This window comes from Acinetobacter towneri DSM 14962 = CIP 107472 (assembly GCF_000368785.1).
GTDB lineage: Bacteria > Pseudomonadota > Gammaproteobacteria > Pseudomonadales > Moraxellaceae > Acinetobacter > Acinetobacter towneri.
Window position 1 is genome coordinate 105298 of sequence record NZ_KB849695.1, and the last position, 22389, is coordinate 127686.

The 22389-nt window shown below is 41.6% G+C and carries 25 protein-coding genes; 2 read left to right on the forward strand and 23 right to left on the reverse strand.

Annotated elements, in window-relative coordinates:
- Nucleotides 1-12: 12 nt before the first annotated feature.
- The 21 genes from F947_RS13225 to F947_RS13325 form a co-directional block, all read right to left on the reverse strand.
- Nucleotides 13-1134 carry an enoyl-CoA hydratase/isomerase family protein gene (locus tag F947_RS13225; protein WP_004976784.1) on the reverse strand — a complete coding sequence of 374 codons (1122 nt, stop codon included), beginning with the start codon at nucleotides 1132-1134 and terminating at the stop codon, nucleotides 13-15.
- Entirely contained in the window at nucleotides 1131-1844 is a 714-nt protein-coding gene (ung, locus tag F947_RS13230) for a uracil-DNA glycosylase (protein ID WP_004976786.1), read from the reverse strand. The genes F947_RS13225 and ung overlap by 4 nt, the downstream gene beginning before the upstream one ends.
- 37 nt (nucleotides 1845-1881) lie before the next feature.
- A complete protein-coding gene (locus F947_RS13235; protein WP_004976787.1) occupies nucleotides 1882-2478 on the reverse strand; it encodes a 6-pyruvoyl trahydropterin synthase family protein in 597 nt (198 codons plus the stop codon).
- Nucleotides 2479-2653: 175 nt separating this feature from the next.
- Nucleotides 2654-3637, reverse strand: a complete 984-nt coding sequence (gene gspK / locus F947_RS13240) for a type II secretion system minor pseudopilin GspK (protein WP_004976789.1) — start codon at nucleotides 3635-3637, stop codon at nucleotides 2654-2656.
- 13 nt (nucleotides 3638-3650) lie between these two features.
- The gene (gspJ, locus tag F947_RS13245; protein ID WP_004976791.1) at nucleotides 3651-4274 is read right to left on the reverse strand and encodes a type II secretion system minor pseudopilin GspJ; all 624 of its coding nucleotides are present in this window, start codon (nucleotides 4272-4274) and stop codon (nucleotides 3651-3653) included.
- Nucleotides 4271-4651, reverse strand: a complete 381-nt coding sequence (gspI, locus tag F947_RS13250) for a type II secretion system minor pseudopilin GspI (protein ID WP_004976793.1) — start codon at nucleotides 4649-4651, stop codon at nucleotides 4271-4273. The genes gspJ and gspI overlap by 4 nt, the downstream gene beginning before the upstream one ends.
- Nucleotides 4641-5192, reverse strand: coding sequence for a prepilin-type N-terminal cleavage/methylation domain-containing protein (locus F947_RS13255; RefSeq protein ID WP_004976794.1), 552 nt, complete (start codon nucleotides 5190-5192; stop codon nucleotides 4641-4643). Before F947_RS13255 ends, gspI begins: the two co-directional genes overlap by 11 nt.
- Nucleotides 5193-5198: 6 nt before the next feature.
- Nucleotides 5199-5813, reverse strand: coding sequence for a TetR/AcrR family transcriptional regulator (locus F947_RS13260; protein ID WP_004976797.1), 615 nt, complete (start codon nucleotides 5811-5813; stop codon nucleotides 5199-5201).
- 93 nt (nucleotides 5814-5906) lie between these two features.
- Nucleotides 5907-6680 carry a TatD family hydrolase gene (locus F947_RS13265; protein WP_004976800.1) on the reverse strand — a complete coding sequence of 258 codons (774 nt, stop codon included), beginning with the start codon at nucleotides 6678-6680 and terminating at the stop codon, nucleotides 5907-5909.
- A gap of 24 nt (nucleotides 6681-6704) precedes the next feature.
- Nucleotides 6705-7046: a PilZ domain-containing protein gene (locus F947_RS13270; RefSeq protein WP_026438361.1), complete on the reverse strand. Its 342-nt coding sequence runs from the start codon at nucleotides 7044-7046 to the stop codon at nucleotides 6705-6707.
- Between the two features lie 10 nt (nucleotides 7047-7056).
- On the reverse strand, nucleotides 7057-8046 hold the full coding sequence (locus F947_RS13275; RefSeq protein ID WP_004976804.1) for a DNA polymerase III subunit delta' C-terminal domain-containing protein: 990 nt from the start codon (nucleotides 8044-8046) through the stop codon (nucleotides 7057-7059).
- Nucleotides 8047-8060: 14 nt separating this feature from the next.
- Nucleotides 8061-8822, reverse strand: coding sequence for a 3-deoxy-manno-octulosonate cytidylyltransferase (kdsB, locus tag F947_RS13280; protein WP_004976805.1), 762 nt, complete (start codon nucleotides 8820-8822; stop codon nucleotides 8061-8063).
- An 11-nt stretch (nucleotides 8823-8833) separates the two neighbouring features.
- Complete coding sequence (lpxK, locus tag F947_RS13285) at nucleotides 8834-9847, reverse strand: tetraacyldisaccharide 4'-kinase (protein WP_004976808.1); 1014 nt, start codon at nucleotides 9845-9847, stop codon at nucleotides 8834-8836.
- Nucleotides 9848-9850: 3 nt separating this feature from the next.
- Nucleotides 9851-11578: a lipid A export permease/ATP-binding protein MsbA gene (gene msbA / locus F947_RS13290; protein WP_004976810.1), complete on the reverse strand. Its 1728-nt coding sequence runs from the start codon at nucleotides 11576-11578 to the stop codon at nucleotides 9851-9853.
- Entirely contained in the window at nucleotides 11578-12000 is a 423-nt protein-coding gene (locus F947_RS13295) for an ExbD/TolR family protein (protein WP_004976812.1), read from the reverse strand. Before F947_RS13295 ends, msbA begins: the two co-directional genes overlap by 1 nt.
- A 9-nt stretch (nucleotides 12001-12009) precedes the next feature.
- Nucleotides 12010-12657 (reverse strand): MotA/TolQ/ExbB proton channel family protein, encoded by a 648-nt coding sequence (locus F947_RS13300; protein ID WP_004976814.1) that lies wholly within the window; start codon nucleotides 12655-12657, stop codon nucleotides 12010-12012.
- Nucleotides 12658-12688: 31 nt separating this feature from the next.
- The gene (locus F947_RS13305) at nucleotides 12689-13576 is read right to left on the reverse strand and encodes a ParB/RepB/Spo0J family partition protein (protein WP_004976817.1); all 888 of its coding nucleotides are present in this window, start codon (nucleotides 13574-13576) and stop codon (nucleotides 12689-12691) included.
- Nucleotides 13573-14355 carry a ParA family protein gene (locus F947_RS13310; protein WP_004976821.1) on the reverse strand — a complete coding sequence of 261 codons (783 nt, stop codon included), beginning with the start codon at nucleotides 14353-14355 and terminating at the stop codon, nucleotides 13573-13575. The genes F947_RS13305 and F947_RS13310 overlap by 4 nt, the downstream gene beginning before the upstream one ends.
- Before the next feature lie 21 nt (nucleotides 14356-14376).
- Entirely contained in the window at nucleotides 14377-15009 is a 633-nt protein-coding gene (gene rsmG / locus F947_RS13315; protein ID WP_004976823.1) for a 16S rRNA (guanine(527)-N(7))-methyltransferase RsmG, read from the reverse strand.
- 84 nt (nucleotides 15010-15093) lie between these two features.
- The gene (gene murU / locus F947_RS13320) at nucleotides 15094-15783 is read right to left on the reverse strand and encodes an N-acetylmuramate alpha-1-phosphate uridylyltransferase MurU (protein ID WP_004976825.1); all 690 of its coding nucleotides are present in this window, start codon (nucleotides 15781-15783) and stop codon (nucleotides 15094-15096) included.
- The gene (locus tag F947_RS13325; RefSeq protein ID WP_004976827.1) at nucleotides 15784-16797 is read right to left on the reverse strand and encodes an aminoglycoside phosphotransferase family protein; all 1014 of its coding nucleotides are present in this window, start codon (nucleotides 16795-16797) and stop codon (nucleotides 15784-15786) included.
- Between the two features lie 120 nt (nucleotides 16798-16917).
- Here F947_RS13325 and F947_RS13330 point away from each other — a divergent pair, with 120 nt between their 5' ends.
- Together F947_RS13330 and F947_RS13335 are read left to right on the forward strand one after the other, a co-directional pair.
- A complete protein-coding gene (locus tag F947_RS13330) occupies nucleotides 16918-19365 on the forward strand; it encodes an LPS-assembly protein LptD (RefSeq protein ID WP_004976831.1) in 2448 nt (815 codons plus the stop codon).
- Nucleotides 19365-20663, forward strand: coding sequence for a peptidylprolyl isomerase (locus F947_RS13335; protein WP_004976835.1), 1299 nt, complete (start codon nucleotides 19365-19367; stop codon nucleotides 20661-20663). The genes F947_RS13330 and F947_RS13335 overlap by 1 nt, the downstream gene beginning before the upstream one ends.
- 168 nt (nucleotides 20664-20831) lie before the next feature.
- Here the strand turns inward: F947_RS13335 and hfq are convergent, their stop codons facing one another.
- On the reverse strand, nucleotides 20832-21350 hold the full coding sequence (gene hfq / locus F947_RS13340) for an RNA chaperone Hfq (protein WP_004976837.1): 519 nt from the start codon (nucleotides 21348-21350) through the stop codon (nucleotides 20832-20834).
- Between the two features lie 92 nt (nucleotides 21351-21442).
- On the reverse strand, nucleotides 21443-22387 hold the full coding sequence (gene miaA / locus F947_RS13345; protein ID WP_004976839.1) for a tRNA (adenosine(37)-N6)-dimethylallyltransferase MiaA: 945 nt from the start codon (nucleotides 22385-22387) through the stop codon (nucleotides 21443-21445).
- Nucleotides 22388-22389 lie beyond the last annotated feature (2 nt).

The following is a 22389-nucleotide window of genomic DNA, read 5'->3' on the forward strand; positions in this document are numbered from 1 at the left end:
AATCAATACGAATTAAATAATCTCGTATTGTTTCAATAACTCATTCCAGCTTTCAATGCTCGTCACAGGTGGATTGTCTGCAAAAATGGTTTTGAGCTGCACTGGCCCATTTTGCTGCCAAGCTGGTGCAAGGTCTTTATCGACCAAACGTGCGCGCACACCTTCGACAAAATCTGCGTGGCGAATTTTCCAGTCTGAAATTTGCGTTTCCAGTTCAAACACTTCATTCCAAGCGTGAACCTTCTTACCCCATTGCCATAGTAACCACGTTAAAGCTGCTGTGGTTGGTGAACCTTTTTGCAAGTTTTCACTGGCTTGACGTAACCAATCGCTACGTGCATCGCTTAGACCAATGATGGATTCATAATCACTTTCAAAACTCACACCACGGCACACGCTTTGAATCACATCCAAAGAATTCTGTAGCGGCCCAGGCCCTACAGGACGGTGCATGCTGTTCAAGGTATCATCAATGGCACGGAAGTCACCTGCAGGGTAATGATTCCAGTCAATATTAATGACTTTTTCTAATACAGAAGCGCGTTGTGCATCACAAATATGGGTTGCCCAACCAATACCATACGCACCTGCAGCAGTCATAATTGAACCCGTTAAACCTGTGAACAAGCCAATCGCACCACGGTCAGCCAAGAAACGAGTTGCCCCTACATCTGGGTATAAACCAATGTTAATTTCTGGCATAGCTAAACGTGAATACGGTGTCACCAAACGGAATGGTGCAGCCATAAATAGACCTAAGCCACCACCCATGACATAACCTTCACCCCACACTAAAACAGGCTTGGCATAGTTATGTAGCAACAAGTCCAACGCATATTCTTGCTCAAAGAATTTATTGGCAGTTGCAACCTCATCATTAATGACAAGCTGACGTAATTTACGCACATCACCGCCTGCACAAAATGCTTTTGGTGTGGTCGAATCTAGCCAAATTGCTTTTACGCTATCATCGGTATGAAAGTCTTCAAATACTGCCAATAATGCAGAAACAATAGATTCATCTAAAGCATGCAAAGATTTTGGGCGATTCAAACGTACAATGCGCCAACCGTTATTTGCTTCTTCGACAATTAAATCCGGATGATATTCTTTAGAAATGGGAGAATGTGTCATGCGTCCAGCTGCCAGTCTATAGGCTCAATGCCATTTTGTTTAAGATAATTATTTGATTTTGAAAATACTTTACATCCAAAAAAACCACCGCGGTTTGCTGCCAATGGGGATGGATGCGCTGCCTTCAAAATCAGATGTTTATTTGGATCTATACGTTGTCCTTTACGTTGTGCATACGCGCCCCACAAAATAAACACAATATGCTCACGTTGTTGATTTAACACATCAATCACATGATCTGTAAAATCTTCCCAACCCTGCTTTTGGTGCGAGGTTGGTTGTCCTGCTTCTACCGTTAACACGCTGTTGAGCAGCAATACCCCTTGCTCTGCCCAATGCGTTAAATCACCGTGTCTTGGAATAGGCACACCTAAATCTGTATGTAACTCATGGAAAATATTACGCAAAGATGGTGGCAATGCAACCCCTCTTTGTACAGAAAAACTAAGTCCATGTGCCTGATTAGGTCCATGATAAGGGTCTTGCCCAATAATCACGACTTTCACCTGATTTAAAGGCGTGGTATTTAGAGCATTAAATATCAGTGAACTTGGTGGATAAATCACCTTATTCTGTTGTTTTTCCTGCAACAAAAAATCGCGTAGCGCATCCATTTGTGGACTCAATAAAAATTCAGCTAGATTGTATTTCCAACTCTCATCTAACTGAACTTTATTTAAGCTCGCATATTGCTGCTCAGTAAAAGACATACCGCTATCAATCCTTGTTGATGTCTAATGATGTGATTTAAAGTTTAACTTGTAACTCGACATTCGGGTTTTGGAATGTCATCCCCTGTTTTAATTTTTCATACATTTGTGGGTCTGACCATTCTGTCTGTACTTGCTCAGAGAAATGAATTTGATCCAGATTTAGCAATCCCATCTGCGCATTTTCAATATCTTCCAAAAAGCTTTGTGCATAGCCTGTATCAGTTTCATGTACAATCACAGAATAGACCTCTACATCACCTTCCCCATTTTGCGTGATGGTCGATGCCAAAACTTGCTGTGCCAAATAAAAGAAAATACGTGAAAACTGCTCTGCCGATGGCGATACTGGTAAAGAAACCCAACGTGCGCTGAACGTTTTGCAGGCTTGAATATATGCAGGATCGTCCTGCTCCCAAAAACAAATGGCATGATCAAAAGCATCAAATAATTCTTTGATTACACCTTTAAGCAAACCAAAGTCATACACCATTTGTCCATGATCGAGTTTTGAAGCTTTCAGTAACAATTCTACTTTATAGCTATGACCATGAATCGAGCGCTTACAGCGGTCTGAAGTGCAATTACGCACAATATGCGCATTTTCAAACTTAAATAACTTTCGAATTAACATGGGTCTTAACGTCATCAAAATATTTGGGGGATATTCTTTTTAAGTATAATGCAAAACGTGAACAATAAGCCAATTTTAGCCCACAGATTGCCAGACAAAAATCGTAATGATCAGTTTCAGCACAGACATGCAATGCATTTACATCTAAATAGCAGCACAAGGTTAATGATGATACTTAAAATGGCGTCAGACTTCGCCCACTAACATTGACAGATTTTTCACTACGCACCAAATCACTGCTAAATTGACGTTTGCGCTCGCCCAATACCACTTCAATTTTGGCTTTAAAATAATGGGATTGTACACCCAATAAACCTGTAAATTCATTGCGTATCGCGCTATCGACAGCTTGAAAGCCATCTAACTCCCACAAAGCATTTACATTGCTAAAGTGCTCTAAATTGGCATTACGACGATCAAGTAGATTTTGCACAGCAACCACATCCAATTTTTCATCAAAGCTCGCCAAAACTAAAGCAGGTGCTGTATTAATATTGATAGTGGTATCTCGTTTTGGCAAGGCACTCACATAAGGTGCAATTTGCTGATACTTCGCACCTTCAAAACCACGGACTTGTTTTAATTCTTCCGCACTATGAAACAAGCTATTGGGCGGTAAATAAGGAATTGGCAAACCTTGGTAATAACTCGACTCTGCACCCATAGCACCACTCGGTTCATCATCTGCATCTTGCCAATCAATCACAGCTTCACTTAATTGCGCAGGTAGCCCAACACGCTGCAACAGCTTTTCAAAATATTTTTTTGCTTTTTCGTTCACTTGATCTTCGGTTGTCAGCAAACTATTTAAATTAAATTTCCCCGACTCATCTTGCAATACGCCCGATACATAACCATCTTCGACTGGAAATGGCGGCATCGGTTTTGCCCAGTTCTCTTGTAAATGATCAACTTGACCAGCATTTTCAGCATCATCTTGCAGTAATTCTGCAAAAAATACTTCAGCACTTTTGGCATATAACAATGCCTGATTTTGACGCATCAAATAGGCGGTATTTTCACTGGTGTACATTTGCCGCTTGGCAATGGTCGCTGCCAAAATCGTAGCTAAGGCAACCAACATCAAAATCGTAATCAAGGCGATGCCTTGTTGTGATTTGATGATGCTACCTAAGCGCTGAGTCGATTTTGAATACATTGCCACTGTGCCTTTAATTGTCTTTCTTCTTTAAAAAATCAGTCTGCAATAAGCTAAATATCCATTCATATTGCACGTCACGCACGGTTAAATTTATTTTTATTCCTTTCGGAAGCAGTCTTAATTGTTCAGTTTGTTGCGAATCGACACTACTTTCAGGCCAACTACTTAATTCATTTGGATTCAATACCATAATCTCAAAGGCTTCGACTTCATCCAACATCACGCTCGACTCAGGCTGATCATTGCCCGTTTGATGCAAATTACGATATTTTAAACGATACAATTTTTTTTCATCGGCACGATATTGATATTCTACGCGCTCATGGGGTGAAATACCCTGCTGCAAGGGATCGGTCACACCAGTTTTACTGAAATTAAAACGTCCATTTTGTAAAACCAAAGCAGGTTGTTGCTGCCCTTTGACATTGGCCGTTAATGGAACAGCCTGCATCGTGTCACGTAATATTTGTTGATAGCTTTCTTGCAACTGTTCTAGATTGGCTTCATGCATCGCATTGCGATCTTTGACTTTGGCGAGATAATCAAATACTTTCCAACCCAAAGCAGACAGCACTGCAAAAATTGCAATAGCGACTAGCAACTCAACTAAAGTGAAGCCTTTCTTTGTACTCATGATTGCTGCTCACGGGCATTAAAAAACACTAAAGAAGTCACTCCTGCTTCAACTTGTCCTGTGTCTTGATTATATAAACTGATTTGAAGATCGACACGTTGCACATTCGGACTAATGGTTGGCTGTGTGGACTTGTCAATTTGCCATGTTTCGCCCTGTTGTGTCACTTGCTTTGACTCTGTTCCACTTAACCATTGCCGATTCATTTCCATCAATGCCACTTCATTCAAAGCCACAAATTGTGCTTTGGTTCTTAAAATTGCATTGGCGGTGGATTGGGTATATTGCATCGCCACTTTGGTCATTGCCATAGCTGCTGTTGCAAAAATTGCCAAAGCCACCATAACTTCAAGTAGTGTAAATCCTTTAGCTTTCATGGATTTTTCCTAAATGATCGACCTCTATTTCCGCACCTACAGGACGCTGTTCTAAATAGAACTGAATACGCACAGGTTTGGCTTCACCATTGCCCAGCCAAATCAGTGCGGGTGCATTACCTTGCAGCAACTCACTATTGTTAGCATTCGGATAGCTTTGTTCTAAAGATAAAATTTGGATAGAAACTTGTTCAGGCAACGTTCTGCTTTTAAATTCGCCATAGTTTTGCCATTTTTGATTATTTTGCAGGCTTAATTGTTGTTCTGTGGCATAAGGCTGATATTCCAACACATCATAACGCGCAGCTGAAACATCGGTTGCTTGATGCAAATTGAGTGCAAAAATACGCGCTTGATCATTGGCTTCACGATTCAGTTTACGCAAATCCAATAAAAACACTTCCCGCGCCTGCATGGCTTTACGCTGATCAACACCACCGATATTCATTAAAACCAGCGATGCCATAATCGCCATAATGACTATCACCACCATCAATTCAATGAGCGTAAAACCGCGAACCGAAGATAGTGGTGTGTTCATAGCGTATTAATTCAATTGCTCGAAAGATTGTGCTTGTTTGGGCATCGCCAACGCTTGATCGATATAGGCCACACGTAAAGTATCCCGGGAACCTAAATAACGCTGATAGAAACTTGAGTTTAAAATGGCTGCCGCACCATGCGTAAGTGCCCAAATTGAAGCCAGATAATCACGCACTTCCATGTGACTATTAATAGATTCCAAATATTGTTCAGTCATACGGATAATGATGCGTAATCGGCTTTTACGAACCTGATATAGTTCACTAAACAACAAGCCAATGCCAACACCCGTTGTAGAAAGGCGTTCTTCAATTTGATGAAAAAGCACAGTACGTTCAGGATGATGTAAGTGATGCAGCATAAAAAATGCTAGATGTTCAGGAAACTGTTTTTCCGCATCTTTAATCATTTCTAGCAACATGCGCTCATTACGAATAATAAGCAACATATATAGTTCATCTTTACTTTGAAAGTGTTTATATAGAGTACCTTTGGCCAAATCCAGTTCTGCTGCCAAAGCATCAAGGGTCATTCCTGCTTCACCATTTTCCAAAAGCAACTGCTCTGCCACTTGGAAAATTAACGTTTCTCTTGCTCGAAACTGAGCCTGACGATCCATCTTCACCCGATAAACTCTCTTTTCACTATTCAATCAATGGAAATTTTTAATATCACCAGAACATTAAATTTTTGCATCATTCCACTATGCAAATTAATGTCCTTTGAGCAGGTTTTCAAAGTTTTGTGTTGTTATGAAAGCCATTTCCTCTAAGGACTTATCATATACATCACTTAGGGCTTTGGCTACATACGGAACGTATTTTGGCTCATTTGTCTTACCGCGATATGGCACAGGTGCCAAATATGGACTATCAGTTTCAATTAAGACACGGTCTAAAGGTACTTGCTTAGCCACATCACGTAAATCTTGCGCATTTTTAAAGGAAACAATGCCTGAAAACGACACATAATAACCACAATCTAACACCGCTTTGGCGGTTGCCCAGTCTTCAGTAAAGCAATGTAATACACCATGTGTCGACTTTTCAGCACGGATAATATCTACTGTATCTTGCTTGGCAGCACGGGTATGTACCACCACAGGTTTTTTTACAGCTTGTGACGCATGAATATGCCGCGCAAAGCAGGCTTTTTGCTCTGCGACAAAATCGGTACTGTGAAAATAGTCCAAACCTGTTTCGCCCAAAGCCCAGACTTTGTCTGCTTGTGCTAAAGCAATCAGTTGCTCGGTGGTGGCACGCGCCATATTTTCTGCATTTTCACAAGGATGCACACCCACGCTATAACCGACATCGGCATGGCGTGCTGCAATTTTTGACAATGCAATATGATCGTCTAAATCGACAGAGATACCCATAATTTTAGACACACCCGCTAGGCGTGCCTGTGCAATTGCTGCATCTAAGTCACCATCATAAGGGCTTAAATCCAACATCGTTAAATGACAATGTGTATCTACAAACACGATTTTTTCCTAAAAGCAAACAACCTACATAGTGTAACTGTTACGGTTGTCAGACTTAAGCCCCGCAAGGATTCTTTCGGCTTCAGATTTGTAATAAACGCCTTTTTCACCGCTCAGTTGAATGCCAAAGCCCTGCAATTTGATGCCGTTTTGCTTTTGCGAAATCCAGATGACTTTTCCTGTAAGTGGAATTTTTTGTGATTGTTCAGGCAAAGTTGCAAGCACGAAGATTTCTTCACCCATTTTTACAGGTTGTTTTGAGGGTACAAATAAGCCACCGCCCACAACGTATGGCATATAACTTAAATATAGCGTTTCGACATCAGGAATATTGGCCTGAATAATACCGCCCATACGTGGTTGCATCATGTTCCCCTTAAATATTCATCAACTTAATACATAATTGATCAAGCACTAGATTACTTTGCACGTTTTGCTCAAGCATTGGCTTGGCTTGCTGTAATTCTGCATATAAACCAAACAGACTTTCTAAGTCATATTGTTCAGCCAAATGCTGCAAAGCGGTGCTTAAATCCAAATTTTTAATGCTTTGATTTAGCTTGACACAAATTAAATCACACAACAAGTATTCAAACATCTGACTAAAATCAGTAAAGCTCAGCGCCTTGTTCCACTTGGTTGCGATTGCCATCGGCATATTTTTTTGCGTCACCAGTTTATACCAGTCTTTCAGAAAATCTGTACGCTGTTCCAGCCATTCTGCCTGTGCCAACTGCAAAGCCTGCAATGGCATTTGATTAGACAAATTCATCAACAATTGCTGTTTGTTCGCATCTAAATCGGGCAAATGCTGCTGCAAATATGCCGTAGCCTGTGCAGCATCAATACGGTCTAAAGCAAAATGCTGCAAACGGCTACGAATGGTTGCAGGTAATTTAAGATAATGATCTGCCAGCAAAATAATCACGATGCGATCACCCGGTTCTTCGAGGGTTTTCAGCAACGCATTGGAAGATGCAATATTTAAGGCTTCAGCAGGTTCAATCACAATCACCCGCCAGCCATCTACCGTTTGCTGGACAAAAGGTAATAAATCACGGATCTTCTCGATCTTAATTTTCGCGTTTTGCTTTTTATTCTCTTCATCGGTGCTGATATAGACATAATTCGGATGTGTATCTGATTTTAACCACTGACAACTGCTACATTCACCACAAGGCTGTGACTGCACATCACGCTGTTGGCATAAAATCCAAGCCACAAATTGCTGTGCAAAGGCTTCTTTACCACAACCCTGTTTGCCAAAAAACAATAAACCATGCCCCATTTTGGGAAATCGCCCTGTCAGGTTTTCCCAAACTTGTTGCTGCCAAGGATATACTTGTCCAATTACATCACGTTGCATGGTCGGTGATTCACTTACTCAAAATGGGCAATATCCATTGCATTTAAACGGTCTAAGTCTGCTTGGGTATCTACACCCGGTGGTAAATTGGCTTCTGCAACTGCAATGGCAATACGATGTCCATTTTCCAAGACACGCAATTGCTCTAGGCTTTCCAGCTTTTCCAATGTTCCCATTTCCCAAGTCACATATTCTTGCAGCAATTCCACACGGTACGCATACAAACCTAAATGGCGATACGCATGTGCATGCAATTGTGGTGTCGCTGCTTTCGCACCATCACGGTCATAAGGAATCGTGGCACGGCTAAAATACAAAGCCTGATTGTGTTTAGACATGACCACTTTAACAATGCTGTCGCGAGTAAATTCATCTAGTTGCTGAATCGGCTCACATAGCGTAGACATCGAGCATTCAGGTTGAGCTTCTAACAACTGCGCCACTTGTTGCACCAATTGCGCAGGCAAAAGTGGCTCATCGCCCTGCACATTGACGATAATATCGTTTTTATCCCAACCTTTAATGCGCGCCACTTCACTTAAACGATCTGTACCTGATGGATGGTCTGCCGAAGTCAGCACTACATCTACACCTTCGGCACGGCATAATTCTGCAATACGAGCATCATCGGTCGCCACACACAAGTCATCAAAACCTGCCACTTTTTTTGCCTGATCAACCACACGTAAAATCATGGCACGACCATGAATTTCCAGTAAAGGTTTGCCTGGCAGGCGTGAACTAGCATAACGTGCAGGGATAACAATGTGCTTCATAATTTTCCTTATCATGGTCTTTCAGGCAGGTTTAAACCCAATTGTTTCAATTGTTGATGTAAGGTGACATAGCAGGCCGATGACAATACTGCATCTACAGGTACAACCCAAATTTCGCGCTGAAAATCTGGATATTGCTTTAACAGGGGCAATAACTTGACCGCATCTTTTTCTGTGGTAATCATCGGTTGCGAGTCTTCAAACTGCAAATCGGTAATTTCATAGTCATGATGGTCTGGAAACTCATGACATTGAAATTGGGTCACACCCATCGACTCTAAAGTTTTATAAAACCGCTCAGGAAAGCCAATGCCCACGACAGCATAAAAATTTTGGGTCGGATCAAAAATTAATTCTTGTGCGGGATGCAATAAGTATGGCGCTGCAACGGCCAAATGCATATTTAATTCAGAACTCGGTTGCGCTGCATGTTCAATCACCGTGGCATGCTCTAATCGAGATTTTGGTTCACGCAAATAACCTTCGGGCAATATTTTCTCGTTACCCAAACCACGATTATTATCTAAAACAATCCATTCCAATTGACGGTTTAAAGCCAAATGCTGCAAACCATCATCACTAATAATTAAATCCAATTCATGCTGTGCAAGTAACAATTCAATACTTTTTTGACGATTTGGCCCCACAGCCATCGGTACGCCTGTAGATTGCACAATCAAAGTCGGTTCATCGCCCACTACGTCAACATTAGCGTCAATGCTGACATAGGCTGGAAATGGGCCTTTTCCGCCATAACCACGGCTAATCACGCCAACACGAACATCTAAACTTTGTAGATATTTGACCAAGTGAATCAGCAAAGGGGTTTTGCCGCTGCCACCCACAGTAATATTGCCAATCACCATCACAGGTACGGGCGCGGTATAAGCGGTTTTAATACCTGAACGATATAAATTTTGATTGAGCAAACTCACACCACGGTACAATAAAGACAAGGGCCTAAGCACAACCAGCCATTTGGCTTGTTGCTGCCAAGCGTCCTGAATAAATTGTGCCAAAGACATGAATTAATGTTCCTCGAAGTTACGTTGATGCAACTGGAAGTACGCACCTTTTCGCGCTATGAGTTCCTGATGAGTACCTTGTTCTAAAATACGTCCTTGATCCATCACCACAATACGGTCAGCATTTTCAATGGTAGATAAACGGTGTGCAATGACAATGGTGGTACGGTCTTGCATGGCCGCATCAAATGCACGTTGAATAAAGTATTCAGATTCATTGTCTAAAGCACTGGTGGCTTCATCTAAAATTAAAATCGGTGCATTTTTCAAGATTGCACGTGCAATGGCAATACGCTGTCGCTGACCACCAGACAAATTCAAGCCTTGCGCACCTAATGCTGTGTCGTAGCCTTGCGGTAAAGCCATAATAAAGTCATGTGCATAAGCCGCTTTGGCTGCAGCAATCACTGCTTCATCACTCGCACCTTCAAGCTGACCATAGGCAATATTTTCACGCACCGTACGGTTAAACAATACCACTTGCTGATTGACCATAGCAATTTGTGAACGCAGGCTATTCAGCTCAATGTCACGAATATCCTGCTGATCAAACAAAATTTGCCCTGAAGATACTTCCTGAAAACGTACCAACAGATTGACCAATGAGGTTTTACCCGCACCTGAACGCCCAACTAAAGCCACAGTTTCACCTGCTTTGACATCCAGATTAAAATCATGAATGGCATGATGCCCATCGGAATACACCAAATTCACATTCTTAAATTGCAAATTACCTTTTAAGTCTGGTGTAAGCGTCCCGTGATTATCTTCTTCAGGCATATCGAGCAATTCAAAAACCGAATGCGCTGCTGCCAAACCGCGTTGTAATTTTTCATTAATATCGGTAAGGGCTTTAATTGGTTTGCTCAACATACCTGCGGCAGTAATGTAGGCTACAAACTCGCCTGCTGAAATATCACGTAGAATTTCTGGGCGTAAGGCAATCCAGATAATAATTGCCAAAGCAATGGACATAATGAACTGCACCACAGGGCTGTTCAATTGCTGCACTGCCACCATCTTTAAACCACGACGCAGGTTTTCTAAAGAGTTTTCTTTAAATCGGCTTTGTTCATAGGTCTGACCACCAAAACCTTTGACGACCAAATTACCATTCACCGTTTCTTGCACCACGTGGTTTACATCCCCCATGGTGTCTTGTACTTGAATAGATAAACGACGCATGCGTTTTGCAGCTTTACGAATCAGCAAGCCAATTAATGGGCCAAATACCAAAATACAGAGGGTCAAACGCCAGTTGGTATACAGCAAATAGCCGAGCAAGCCGAGTGTAATCAAACCCTGTTGTACCAATGTACGCAGCGATTCTGTAGATGCAGCGGTCAACTGCTCTACGTTATACATAATTTTGGCAGTAATGTGCCCACTGGTATTATCTAAGTAATACTGTGCAGGTAAACGCAGCAATTTAGCAAAGACTTCCTGACGGATATTGAATACCAAATTACGTGAAATCACTGCGGTATAGTAACCGCCAATAAAAGTTCCCAAACCACGGAAAAACATCAGTGCAATGACTAATAGCGGAAATAGTGTGGTGAAAGATTGGTCACGCTCCTGAATGGCATTAATAATTTTTTCCAAGAGTTTTGCCACAGATACTTCTGTGGCTGCATTAATGGCGAAACCGATAATCACCAAGATTGCCAAGCCCCAAAATGGGAGCAAATATCTCAGAAGACGGCGATAGACCTGTAAATCCTTCTTCACTAATAACCTCGAGTTGGGACTTTCGTACTGATATTGATGTTGACGAAACCAAGTTGTCCTGCGACATCCATCACTCGAATCACATCTTGATGAGTGGCTTTGGCATCTGCAGCAATGATAAACATTAAATCACGTCGATCTTGAGAAATTTGTTTAATTGCTGTGCTTAAATCTGCCACTTCCTTAGTCGAAAGTGCCTGACCATTGACAGAATAATGCCCTGAAGAATCTACCACGACTTCAATTTTATGTTCATAAGATTTTGGTGGTACGCCTTGCGCATCTGGCAAAGTTAAATTCATACGGCTAAATTGGTTAAATGTGGTCGAAAGCAACAAAAACACCAAGATGAACAGTAAACAGTCAATCATTGGAGTCAGGTTAATATGAATATCTTCAACTTGCGAGCGTTTGAATTTCATAAACTCACCTTAGCTTACTTTTTTCACATCTTGCACATCCGCATCAAGCTGATGAGGTTGACTCTGATGAAATAATCCTGCGTGAAACAAAGTCGCTTGCTGCTCTAACTCAGCAGTATATTCTTGCACCAAACGCTGAAAATAACGATAGGCAAATAAGGCTGGAATTGCAATTAACATACCTGCAGCAGTGGTAATTAAGGCTTTAGAAATCCCTGGAATCATTAAGGTTGGATTACTTGCACCCACATCAATCACTAAAAATGATTCAATAATCCCAAGCACTGTACCCAATAAACCCAATAATGGCGCAACTGCACTGAGCGTACCCAAGAAGTTGATATTTTTTTCTAAATAACCAATTTCTTGTGAAGCTGTCGCTTCCATTTGTGCACGCGCATAGTGTTCTGATTGTTGTTTGTTACGCGCACCCGCCTCAAAAATACGGCCTAATGTACTGTTTTTTAAGTTGGCACTTTGATTCAGTTGTTGCAACACAGTCGCTAAACTTTGCCCGCGGTTGAGCAACAACGCATTGGGCAAAATACCTGCTCTCTTTAAACGCATAAAACGCTCAATGGTAATTGCAACGGTAAATACCGAGCACAATACCAACGGCAGCATCAGCCAGCCACCTGCTTTTACCAATTCCCACATTCGCTTTTCCCCAATAAAATACGAATTAAAATTAATCGGACAGGCAAATATTTAAAATACCATCCAGCTCTTCCAGAGAGTGATAACTGATGGTCAATTTGCCCTTACCTTGCTTGTTATAATCAATTTTAACATCTGCACTAAAACGCTCAGAAAGACGTTGCGTGAGTTGTTGAATATCAGGCGCAATAGCCGTTTTCGGCTTTTCTTGTTTTGGCGCATTAAAGTCACGTACCAACTGTTCGGTTTGACGTACCGATAAATTCTTTTCAATTACATGCTGCGCGACTTTGAGCTGATCTTTAGCTTTCAAAGTTAAAATAGCACGTGCATGCCCCATATCTAGCAAGCCTTGCTGCATCAACTCTTTAACAGGCTCAGCCAAAGTGAGTAAACGCAATAAATTACTGACCGTGGTACGTGCTTTACCTACTGTTTCGGCAATTTCCTGATGACTCAAGCCAAACTCATCGTGAAAGCGTTGTAACGCCATTGCCTGATCAATTGGGTTAAGGTCTTGGCGCTGGATGTTTTCAATTAATGCCAAAGCAATCGCGACCTGATCGGTCAAATCACGCACAATTGCAGGAATTTCAGTTAAACCTGCCAACTGTGCAGCACGCCAGCGACGTTCACCTGCAATAATTTCATAAGGATGTAGTTCGTCATCAATAGGACGAATCACAATTGGCTGCATTACACCATGTTTTTCAATAGATGCCGCCAGTTCCTGTAAATCTTGCTCTTGAATAAAGCGACGCGGTTGATATTCACCACGTTTTAATAAACTGACATCAATTTGTTTTAGCTGACCATGATCTAAAGATTGCACTTCAAGTTGTAATTTTTCTTTCTGGATTGACCCCAATAAGGCATCCAAACCACGACCTTTGGCTAATCCGCGTTTTTTTGTGGTCATGCTTTACTTCCTTTTTTCACTTTGCTTTTTTTCAACATTTCAGCTGCTAAATTCAGGTAGGCAACTGCACCCTTCGAGCTTTTTTCAAAATAAATGACGGGTAAACCGTGTGCAGGTGCTTCTGCCAAGCGTACATTACGCGGAATCACGGTATCGTATAATTTTTTACCAAAATAGTGTGATAATTCTTCAGACACATCACGGGTTAGGGCATTACGCGCATCATACATGGTGCGTAATACACCAATAATTTCTAAATCAGGATTGAGTGCTTGTTGAATACGGTCAATGGTTTGCGTCAGGTCAGCCAAACCTTCAAGTGCGTAATATTCACACTGCATTGGAATGATCACACTTTGCACTGCTGCTAAAGCGTTTACTGTAATTAAGCTTAAACTTGGTGCACAGTCGACAATAATATAATCAAAGTCTTTGGCAACTTCTTGCAAGGCATTGCGCAAAATAAACTCGCGCCCTTCTTGCTCAGCAATCACCAATTCAACCCCTGCCAAATCACGATTGGCACCCAAGACTTTATAACCAACTTCTGCCTTGCTAATTGCGGTTTCAATCGGCACTTCGCCCAACAATACATCGGTCACTGAATACAGCAAATCATTTTTTTGAATGCCTGAACCCATGGTGGCATTGCCTTGTGAGTCCATATCGACCAATAAAACGCGCTTTTTCAAAACAGCCAAAGATGCTGCCAAATTTACTGCGGTTGTGGTTTTTCCGACACCACCTTTTTGGTTCGCAATCGCAATAATTTGTGCCATGATCACCCCAGTCCTTGAAAATTAAATACGTTTTAATAAAAGTAAATGACGTTGTTCGTCTAAGCGCGGAACTTTAAGCTCGATAATTTCACAGCTAAACTCATCTTTCAATGCTTCCACTTCATCGGCAGGAACCAAACCTTTCATAGAAGCAATAATACTTTGTTCATGCATAAATGGTTTAGATGCTGCAACAAAGTCAGTTAAAGATGCAAAAGCACGACTGGTAATTACATCAAACTGACCTAACTTGCGGATGCTGTCTTCATTTTCAACACGGGTCTGAACTGCCACGACGTTTTTCAGTTTTAAATCGGCAATAAACTGTTTTAAGAAACGAATCTTTTTCCCATTCGAGTCCAATAACACGCAATCGCGCTCAGGCTGACACAAGGCAATAATCATGCCCGGCATACCGCCACCTGTACCAATATCTAGTAAACGACCTGCAGGCAAATCTTTGAGGATGCTCAGACTGTCTAGCAAATGCTTCACTAGCATTTCTTTCGGGTCACGAATTGCAGTGAGGTTATACGCTTTGTTCCATAGCACCAAAGCATCTTGGTATTTGAGTAATAAATTTAAAGCCTCATCACTGAGCTCTAAACCTAAAGCCTGACTACCTTGCTTGAGTTCCTGAAAAAACGAATGCATCACAATTCACATCTCGAAAAAGTTAATGGAAGTATACCGATTTATAGTTGCAGTCATAGGGGCGAATGCTTAGTGAATATGCACTTAAGCGTACACACCCTGCTGAATTTGTTGATCTAGCGCATTTAATCGTTCAGGAGTGCCAACATCCACCCAAACACCTTGCAATTTCTGTGCAGAAATTTTTTCTTGCTGCATGGCCTGTTTGAGCAATGGCGCAAGCGGACGTTTGCCCGATTCCAAACCGTTAAACATTTGCGGATGCATCACCGCCACGCCACTATAAGTTAGATTTTCACCTGAGCGTGCTTGCTCAAAAGTATAGGCTTTATTTGCAGCCAAAGTGAAATCACCTTGTGGATGCTGCACGGGATTTTCCACCAAAACCAAATGTGCTAAATCGTCTTGAAGCTGCACATTTAATAATGGTGCAAAATCCATAGTGGTCCAGACATCACCATTCACCAATATAAAAGGTTCATTGCCCAATAATGGCAACGCATTGATGATGCCACCTGCAGTTTCTAAGCCTTCGCCTTCATGCGACCACAAAATTTTCACACCAAACTGAGAACCATCGCCCAAAGCATCTGCAAGTTTTTCACCTAGCCATGCGGTATTAATGACAATTTCCTGCACACCAATTTTTTGCAACTTTTCGATGTGCCACACAATTAAAGGCTTACCACCGACTTCCAATAAAGGTTTAGGCGTATGCAGTGTTAAAGGACGCATACGATTGCCCATTCCTGCGGCAAGAATCATGGCTTTCATTTAGGCAACCACCTCATACTGACCATATTTAGCAGTAAATTTTGGCATTACTGTCGTGTGAATAAAGTGCATAAATGGTTGTAATTCTGAATAAGGCTTACTTTCTTCAAGTAAATACCACATCACGCGCGGTAAATCTTTGAGATAACCCGATTTGCCATCACGTTCAAACAGGCGCACAAAAATACCTAAAATTTTGATATGACGCTGAATCGCCATCATATCGGCATCTTTTTTAAATTGTTCAAAATCACGTTCTTGTTTAGATGCTTCTGGCAACAAGTCATAGAACATTTTAAACCAACGATACACATGCTCAGCATTCCACTGCACATAAGCATCACGGGTAATCGAAATTAAGTCGTATGTATCTGCACCAATGACCGCATCCTGAAAATCAATCACACCAAGTTCCGTGTCATCGCCTACTTTCATTAAGTTACGACTATGAAAATCACGATGCACAATCACTTGCGGCTGTGCCACAGCTGCATTGGCTAAAATAGCAAAAGTACGTTTAATTAAGGCACTTTCTTCTGCGCTTGGCTGAATCTGTAAGGCAGGCAATAACCAATCGGTGAGCAATTCCATTTCACTGATGAGTTTGTCATAGGAATACTCAGGGAAATGTGCCGTACCATCAATATCTTGTAATTGAATTAACTGCTTAAAACACTGCGCATAGTAGTCATCTACAGTCTGATCATTCAGCAAGGTAGATAATAAGACATCACCAAAATCTTCAAGCAACAAAAAGCCTTGTGTCAGGTCTTTGGCTACAATTTTTGGCACGCGCACGCCATGGGCAGCAAAAAATTCATCAATCGTCACAAAAGGACCACAATCTTCTTTTTCTGGTGGTGCATCCATGAGCATAAATGTTTTATTATTCAACTTGATTCGTGCGTAACGACGAAAACTTGCATCGCCTGCTAAAAAATGAGTTTCAAATTGATCTGAACCAAGTACAGATGTTATCCATGTTTGTATCAATTGTTCGCGTTGTGTATTCATTTGCAATAAATTCTAATACAGGCTGAGTTTTTAAAGTGCTAAGTGTAGCTACTTCTGCGCTTTTTCTCTATGATGCGACAATAATTAATTGCGATTAAGCATTCTTGGTTGATGAGATAAATGAAGCATCAGTTTAAATTTAATCCTTTAGCGACTGCGGTCTTAACTCTGTTATGTGGTCACTCTGTTTCCAGCTATGCGCAGACCACAGATCAGACTTCATCTGTCACAAATCTCAATAACCAACAGCTTAAACACACCATTCAGGAAGCTTATCCTGGGCAGCAGTTCTTTGAGCAATATTATGTTGATAAAGCTGCACCTGAAGCACAACAACAATTTGGTCACAGCCAAAGTTCTGCCTATTGTGAGGGTGCGTGGCTAACGCCGATCAGCTCAGGTACTGTTGCGGTAGATGCTGCAAATGCCACTTCTACAGTGACTGCCGATTATGGGCACTATGACCCAAATGGTGATTCAGTCTTAGAAGGCAACGTGGTGATTGACCAAGAAGGTCGTCAAATTCGTGCCGATAAAATTACCATTGATCAAACTCAGACCTTTGCCAAAGCCGAAGGTCGGGTACAAATGGCGCAAGCGGGTTTACTGGCGCAAAGTGATGAAATTAATTACAACCTAAAAACCCAGCAAGGTGACTTAAACAACAGTTTTTATATTGCCGAAGAACAACATGCACACGGCATGGCAGAAAAAATTGCACGCACCTCAACCAATACGATGGTGCTGAATAATGCCACTTACAGTACTTGCCCGCCTGAACAAGCCCCGACTTGGAAAATTCAAGCCAATGAAATTAAGCTGAATCAGGAAACGGGACGCGGTGAAACACGCGGCACCAAATTGTATGTGAAAAATGTACCAGTTTTGGCTGTACCCTACTTCAATTTCCCAATTGATGACCGCCGTACCACAGGTATTTTGACGCCTAGTTTTGGCTTTACCAATGATGGTGGTGTCGAGCTATCTGTGCCTGTGTATTTAAACCTTGCACCGAATTTTGATGCTACCGTTAGCCCACGTTATATTGCAGATCGTGGCGCGATGCTAGAAGGTGAATTCCGTTATTTAACTGAAAATTTTGGTTCAGGTAAAATTTGGGGCGGTTATTTAGCATCGGATGCCAAATATGATGACCAAGACCGTAAAGACTTACATTTTTTACACGGTTGGCAAATCAACGAACAATTTTCAACCAACTTGGAATATAACTATGCATCGGACAAAGACTACTTTGCCGATTTAAATAATAATCCTAACTCCAAAACCGATCTTAATTTACGTCGTGCTTGGGAACTTAACTATCGTAACGGCATTCCGGGTTTAAAAGCACAGCTCAAAGTTGAAGATTTCCAAACCCTGGATAAGACGATTCCATCTGTGGATCGCCCTTATGCACGCCTACCACAATTTTTATTGAACTATAAAACGGGCAATCCTCAAGGCTTCCAAGTCGAATTTAATAACGACACAGCTTACTTCAAAAAAGATCTAGCTGCGCAAGATGGGGAACCAAGTGGTACGCGTATTTATAATGACTTTGCTGTGCGTTACAACTACCGCAACCCGTGGTCATTTGTAATTCCTGAAGTATCGTTACGTAACATCAACACCTTCTATGACAAAGAGACCCTAAGTACAGATACGTATAAATCTTCAAGTAAAAGTGAGTCGGTTACTGTTCCGCAATTCACTTTAGATACAGGGATTACCTTTGAAAAAGATGGTCGCTTCTTGCAAACCATCACCCCGCGTGCGTTCTATGCCTATGCACCGTACCGCAATCAAAACGACCACCCGAACTTTGACTCTGCAACAGCTTCGATTAATTATGACCAGTTGTTCAGTCCAAACCGTTTCTATGGTCATGACCGTTTAGAAGACAACAACTTTTTGTCTTTGGGTTTAAACTATAGCCTATTTGATGAAATTGGTTTGGAACGCCTTAGAGCAGGAATTGGTCAAAGTTTTTACTTTGAAGATCGTCGTGTCACGCTGGATAATACCGAAGACGAATTTAATACGGAAAACCGTACTGGGCCAATTGTGAGCTTAACCAGTCAGCTAAGTCAAAACCTCAGTGTGGGTGCCAATGCTGCATGGATGTCAAATGGCGACAATGCACAGCGCAGTGTCAATATGCTTTACACGGGTGATCAAGGCAACTTATATAGCTTTGGTTATATTAACCGTCGTGTTATTCCAAACCGTCAAGATCATTATGATCAAGTTGTGGCATCGTTTATTCAGCCGATTCACAACAACTGGCGTATTTTAGGTCATGCGCAATACGACCTAGACCATAGCGTCGCCCGTGAATATTTGCTAGGGGTGAATTATGAATCTTGCTGTTGGGGCATTTCAGTCTATGGACGCTCTTACTATAACGACTTGGATGATGTGACGGATGCGGGCGTTAAACCCAAACGTGCCATTATGGCAGAGTTAAATTTAAAAGGTTTAGGCAGTTTCAATAATAAACTTGCATCTTTACTTGAAAACCGTATTTTAGGTTTTAATAAAATTAATCAATCTTGGACACAACGTTAATGAAAACAGAACAGTTAAAACGATTTTTAAAAGCATCAACCTTAGCACTTTGCATGACAGCAGCGCTGCCTGCATTTGCTGCGAATGATCAAATTGTGGCTGTAGTTGACAATAGTGTCATTTTAAAAAGTGATTTAGCGCAAAGCGTGGTTGAACTCAAACAACAACTTGAGATGCAAAAGCGCCCTGTTCCACCACAACACATTTTAGAACAACAAGCTTTAGAACAACTGATTGTACGCCAAGCGCAATTAGAGCAAGTCAAACGCTATAACATTAAAGCTGATGAAAAATCTTTAAATGAAGCAGTTTTAAAAGTTGCACAGCAAAATGGCGCAAACAGCCTAGAAACTTTTCAGCAAAAATTAGATAAATCTGCACCAGGCAGTTATGCGTTTTTACGTAACCGTATTGCTGAAGATTTGGCAATGAATCGCTTACGTCAGCAAGTCGTAATGTCACGTATTCAAATTAGCGACCAAGATGTTGATAATTTCCTGAAAACACCACAAGGTCAGGCTGCCTTAGGCAATCAAGTACATATTTTGCATGTGCGTGTTTCTGGAGCAGAAAACGCCGCACAAGTTGCGCAAAAAGTAAAAGCTGAATTGGCACAAAGCAACGATATTCAAGCCATTAGTAAAAAATATACAGGCAATGGTGTAACCGTTCAGTCTGCAGACATGGGTTTACGTAACTTGACCGATATTCCCGCGGAACTTGCTGCACGTATTACGCCATTAGATGTGGGGCAAACCAGTGAACTGATTGAAGTCCGTGATGGTATTCATGTCGTAAAATTACTGGAGCGCAAAAGTACTGAGCAACGTGCACTAGTTCCACAATACCAAACTCGACATATCTTGATTCAGCCAAGTGAAGTCGTAAGCCCTGAAAATGCGAAACACATGATTGACAGTATTCACAACCGTTTAAAAGCGGGTGAAGACTTTGCAACCTTAGCAGCGACGTTCTCTAATGATGCTGGTTCTGCACGTGATGGTGGCAGTCTAGGCTGGGTGAATCCTGGCATGATGGTGCCAGAATTTGAAAATCAAATGAAAAACACTGCAAAAGGTGAAATCAGCGCACCATTCCAAACCCAGTTTGGTTGGCATGTACTACAAGTGACCGATACACGCCAGCAAGATATGACTCGTGAATACCAAGAACGTATGGCACGTCAAATATTAGGTGAACGCCAGTTTGATACTGAATTGGATAGCTGGTTACGTGAAACACGCAACAATGCTTTTGTAGAAATTAAAGACCCAAGCTTAGACCGTAAGAAAAACTAAGCTTAAGTTTTATGCTATTTCTAAGATTAAACCAGTGTAGCAACACTGGTTTTTTATGCTTTTCTAACATGTGCACCGCATCTTATTTACTACTCAAATATGACTTTGATAAAAACCATAGACATAAAAAAAACCTCTCGTTTCGAGAGGTTTTTTTAAGAAGATCAATTAACGGTTGTTATCGTCTTCTGAAGATTCTTCAAATTTAGAATCGTTGTCAAAACCGCCAGTTGCTTGACCACCACCGAAGCCACCTTGACCACCGAAGCCACCTTGACCACCGAAGCCACCTTGACCACCGAAGCCGCCGCCTTGACCACCAAAGCCACCTTGACTACCGAAACCGCCACCTTGACCACCAAAGCCACCACCTTGACCACCGAAGCCGCCTTGACCACCAAAGCCACCACCTTGACCACCGAAGCCGCCACCTTGACCACCAAAGCCTGCGCCTTGACCGCCTGCTGGTGCACCCGCTGGACGTGGATTACGTGCAGGAACAACTGTAGAAATTGCATGTTTGTAAACCATTTGGCTTACCGTGTTTTTCAATAAAACAACATATTGGTCAAAAGATTCAATATGACCTTGTAGCTTGATACCGTTCACAAGGAAGATAGAAACAGGAATACGTTCTTTACGGAGAGAATTTAAGAACGGATCTTGTAAAGTTTGACCTTTAGACATGTTATAACTCCAAAAATAATTAAAAATCAGCGCAAAAACTATCTTTATTTTTCAATTAAAAATTATAAAAAAGACAGTGTGTAAATTTTGCTTTATCCGTAGCAGTTTCGCAAGTCTTCTTGAGCCTGCTTTATCGTAAAATATGTGTGAAATTTATGCGATTCTTGCAACGATCTGAGCCAAGTATATTGACGTTTCGCAAGTTGTCGTGTTGCGAATAGCGCCTTATCCTCCATTTCCTGCATTTTTCCGCGACTTTCATCACCTTTTTGTAAAAACTCTAAAGCTTGACGATAACCGACAGAGCGCATGGAAGGTAAATTTGCATCTAAATCGTATTTTTCAATAAGATGTCGCACCTCATTCAAAAAACCCATTTCCCACATGATCTCTAAGCGTTTTTCAATACGCTGATGTAATTCTACCCGATCAGGCACTAAGGCGTGGTTATGAAAAGTGTAACGATATGGTACATTTTTAGGTTGTTCTGCTTGCAGTTGGGTAATTGGTGTGCCTGTTAATTTATAAACTTCCAAAGCACGAATAATACGTTGCTTATCGGACACTTTAAACTTTTGTCCCGCCAATGCATCTACCGCACATAATTCTGCATATACAGCCTCCCAACCTTCACGCGCGGCTTTATCTTCAATTTCAGCACGTACTTGGTAATTGGCACTGGGTAAATTTGAAGATAAACCTTCAAGCAATGCCTTAAAATACAGCATGGTTCCGCCCACTAAAATTGGGGTTTTTCCTATCGCGTGCATATCGTCAATCAAGGCGCAGGCATCTTCGACAAATTGTGCAGCAGAATACACTTCAAGCGGGCTGATAATATCAATCAAATGATGCGGATAACGCGCCTGTTCCGCTTTAGTTGGTTTGGCTGTACCAATATCCATATCTCGATAAACTAGCGCAGAATCGACTGAAATCAGCTCAAAATGCCCCAATTCATACAGCTCACATGCCAAAGCAGTTTTACCGCTTGCAGTTGGTCCCATTAAATTGATGACCGGCAATTGATTTGACATGT

Bases quoted from the DNA above. Each gene is read 5' to 3' on its own strand.
- F947_RS13275 (WP_004976804.1), bottom strand. From the start codon at position 8,046: ATGCAACGTGATGTAATTGGACAAGTATATCCTTGGCAGCAACAAGTT.
- miaA (WP_004976839.1), bottom strand. From the start codon at position 22,387: ATGTCAAATCAATTGCCGGTCATCAATTTAATGGGACCAACTGCAAGC.
- F947_RS13235 (WP_004976787.1), bottom strand. From the start codon at position 2,478: ATGTTAATTCGAAAGTTATTTAAGTTTGAAAATGCGCATATTGTGCGT.
- rsmG (WP_004976823.1), bottom strand. From the start codon at position 15,009: ATGCATTCGTTTTTTCAGGAACTCAAGCAAGGTAGTCAGGCTTTAGGT.
- gspI (WP_004976793.1), bottom strand. From the start codon at position 4,651: ATGAAAGCTAAAGGATTTACACTACTTGAAGTTATGGTGGCTTTGGCA.
- F947_RS13255 (WP_004976794.1), bottom strand. From the start codon at position 5,192: ATGAACACACCACTATCTTCGGTTCGCGGTTTTACGCTCATTGAATTG.
- F947_RS13260 (WP_004976797.1), bottom strand. From the start codon at position 5,813: ATGGATCGTCAGGCTCAGTTTCGAGCAAGAGAAACGTTAATTTTCCAA.
- F947_RS13225 (WP_004976784.1), bottom strand. From the start codon at position 1,134: ATGACACATTCTCCCATTTCTAAAGAATATCATCCGGATTTAATTGTC.
- ung (WP_004976786.1), bottom strand. From the start codon at position 1,844: ATGTCTTTTACTGAGCAGCAATATGCGAGCTTAAATAAAGTTCAGTTA.
- gspK (WP_004976789.1), bottom strand. From the start codon at position 3,637: ATGTATTCAAAATCGACTCAGCGCTTAGGTAGCATCATCAAATCACAA.
- F947_RS13295 (WP_004976812.1), bottom strand. From the start codon at position 12,000: ATGAAATTCAAACGCTCGCAAGTTGAAGATATTCATATTAACCTGACT.
- kdsB (WP_004976805.1), bottom strand. From the start codon at position 8,822: ATGAAGCACATTGTTATCCCTGCACGTTATGCTAGTTCACGCCTGCCA.
- F947_RS13330 (WP_004976831.1), top strand. From the start codon at position 16,918: ATGAAGCATCAGTTTAAATTTAATCCTTTAGCGACTGCGGTCTTAACT.
- F947_RS13335 (WP_004976835.1), top strand. From the start codon at position 19,365: ATGAAAACAGAACAGTTAAAACGATTTTTAAAAGCATCAACCTTAGCA.
- lpxK (WP_004976808.1), bottom strand. From the start codon at position 9,847: ATGTCTTTGGCACAATTTATTCAGGACGCTTGGCAGCAACAAGCCAAA.
- gspJ (WP_004976791.1), bottom strand. From the start codon at position 4,274: ATGAGTACAAAGAAAGGCTTCACTTTAGTTGAGTTGCTAGTCGCTATT.
- F947_RS13325 (WP_004976827.1), bottom strand. From the start codon at position 16,797: ATGAATACACAACGCGAACAATTGATACAAACATGGATAACATCTGTA.
- murU (WP_004976825.1), bottom strand. From the start codon at position 15,783: ATGAAAGCCATGATTCTTGCCGCAGGAATGGGCAATCGTATGCGTCCT.
- F947_RS13310 (WP_004976821.1), bottom strand. From the start codon at position 14,355: ATGGCACAAATTATTGCGATTGCGAACCAAAAAGGTGGTGTCGGAAAA.
- F947_RS13300 (WP_004976814.1), bottom strand. From the start codon at position 12,657: ATGTGGGAATTGGTAAAAGCAGGTGGCTGGCTGATGCTGCCGTTGGTA.
- F947_RS13270 (WP_026438361.1), bottom strand. From the start codon at position 7,046: ATGCAACCACGTATGGGCGGTATTATTCAGGCCAATATTCCTGATGTC.
- hfq (WP_004976837.1), bottom strand. From the start codon at position 21,350: ATGTCTAAAGGTCAAACTTTACAAGATCCGTTCTTAAATTCTCTCCGT.
- F947_RS13305 (WP_004976817.1), bottom strand. From the start codon at position 13,576: ATGACCACAAAAAAACGCGGATTAGCCAAAGGTCGTGGTTTGGATGCC.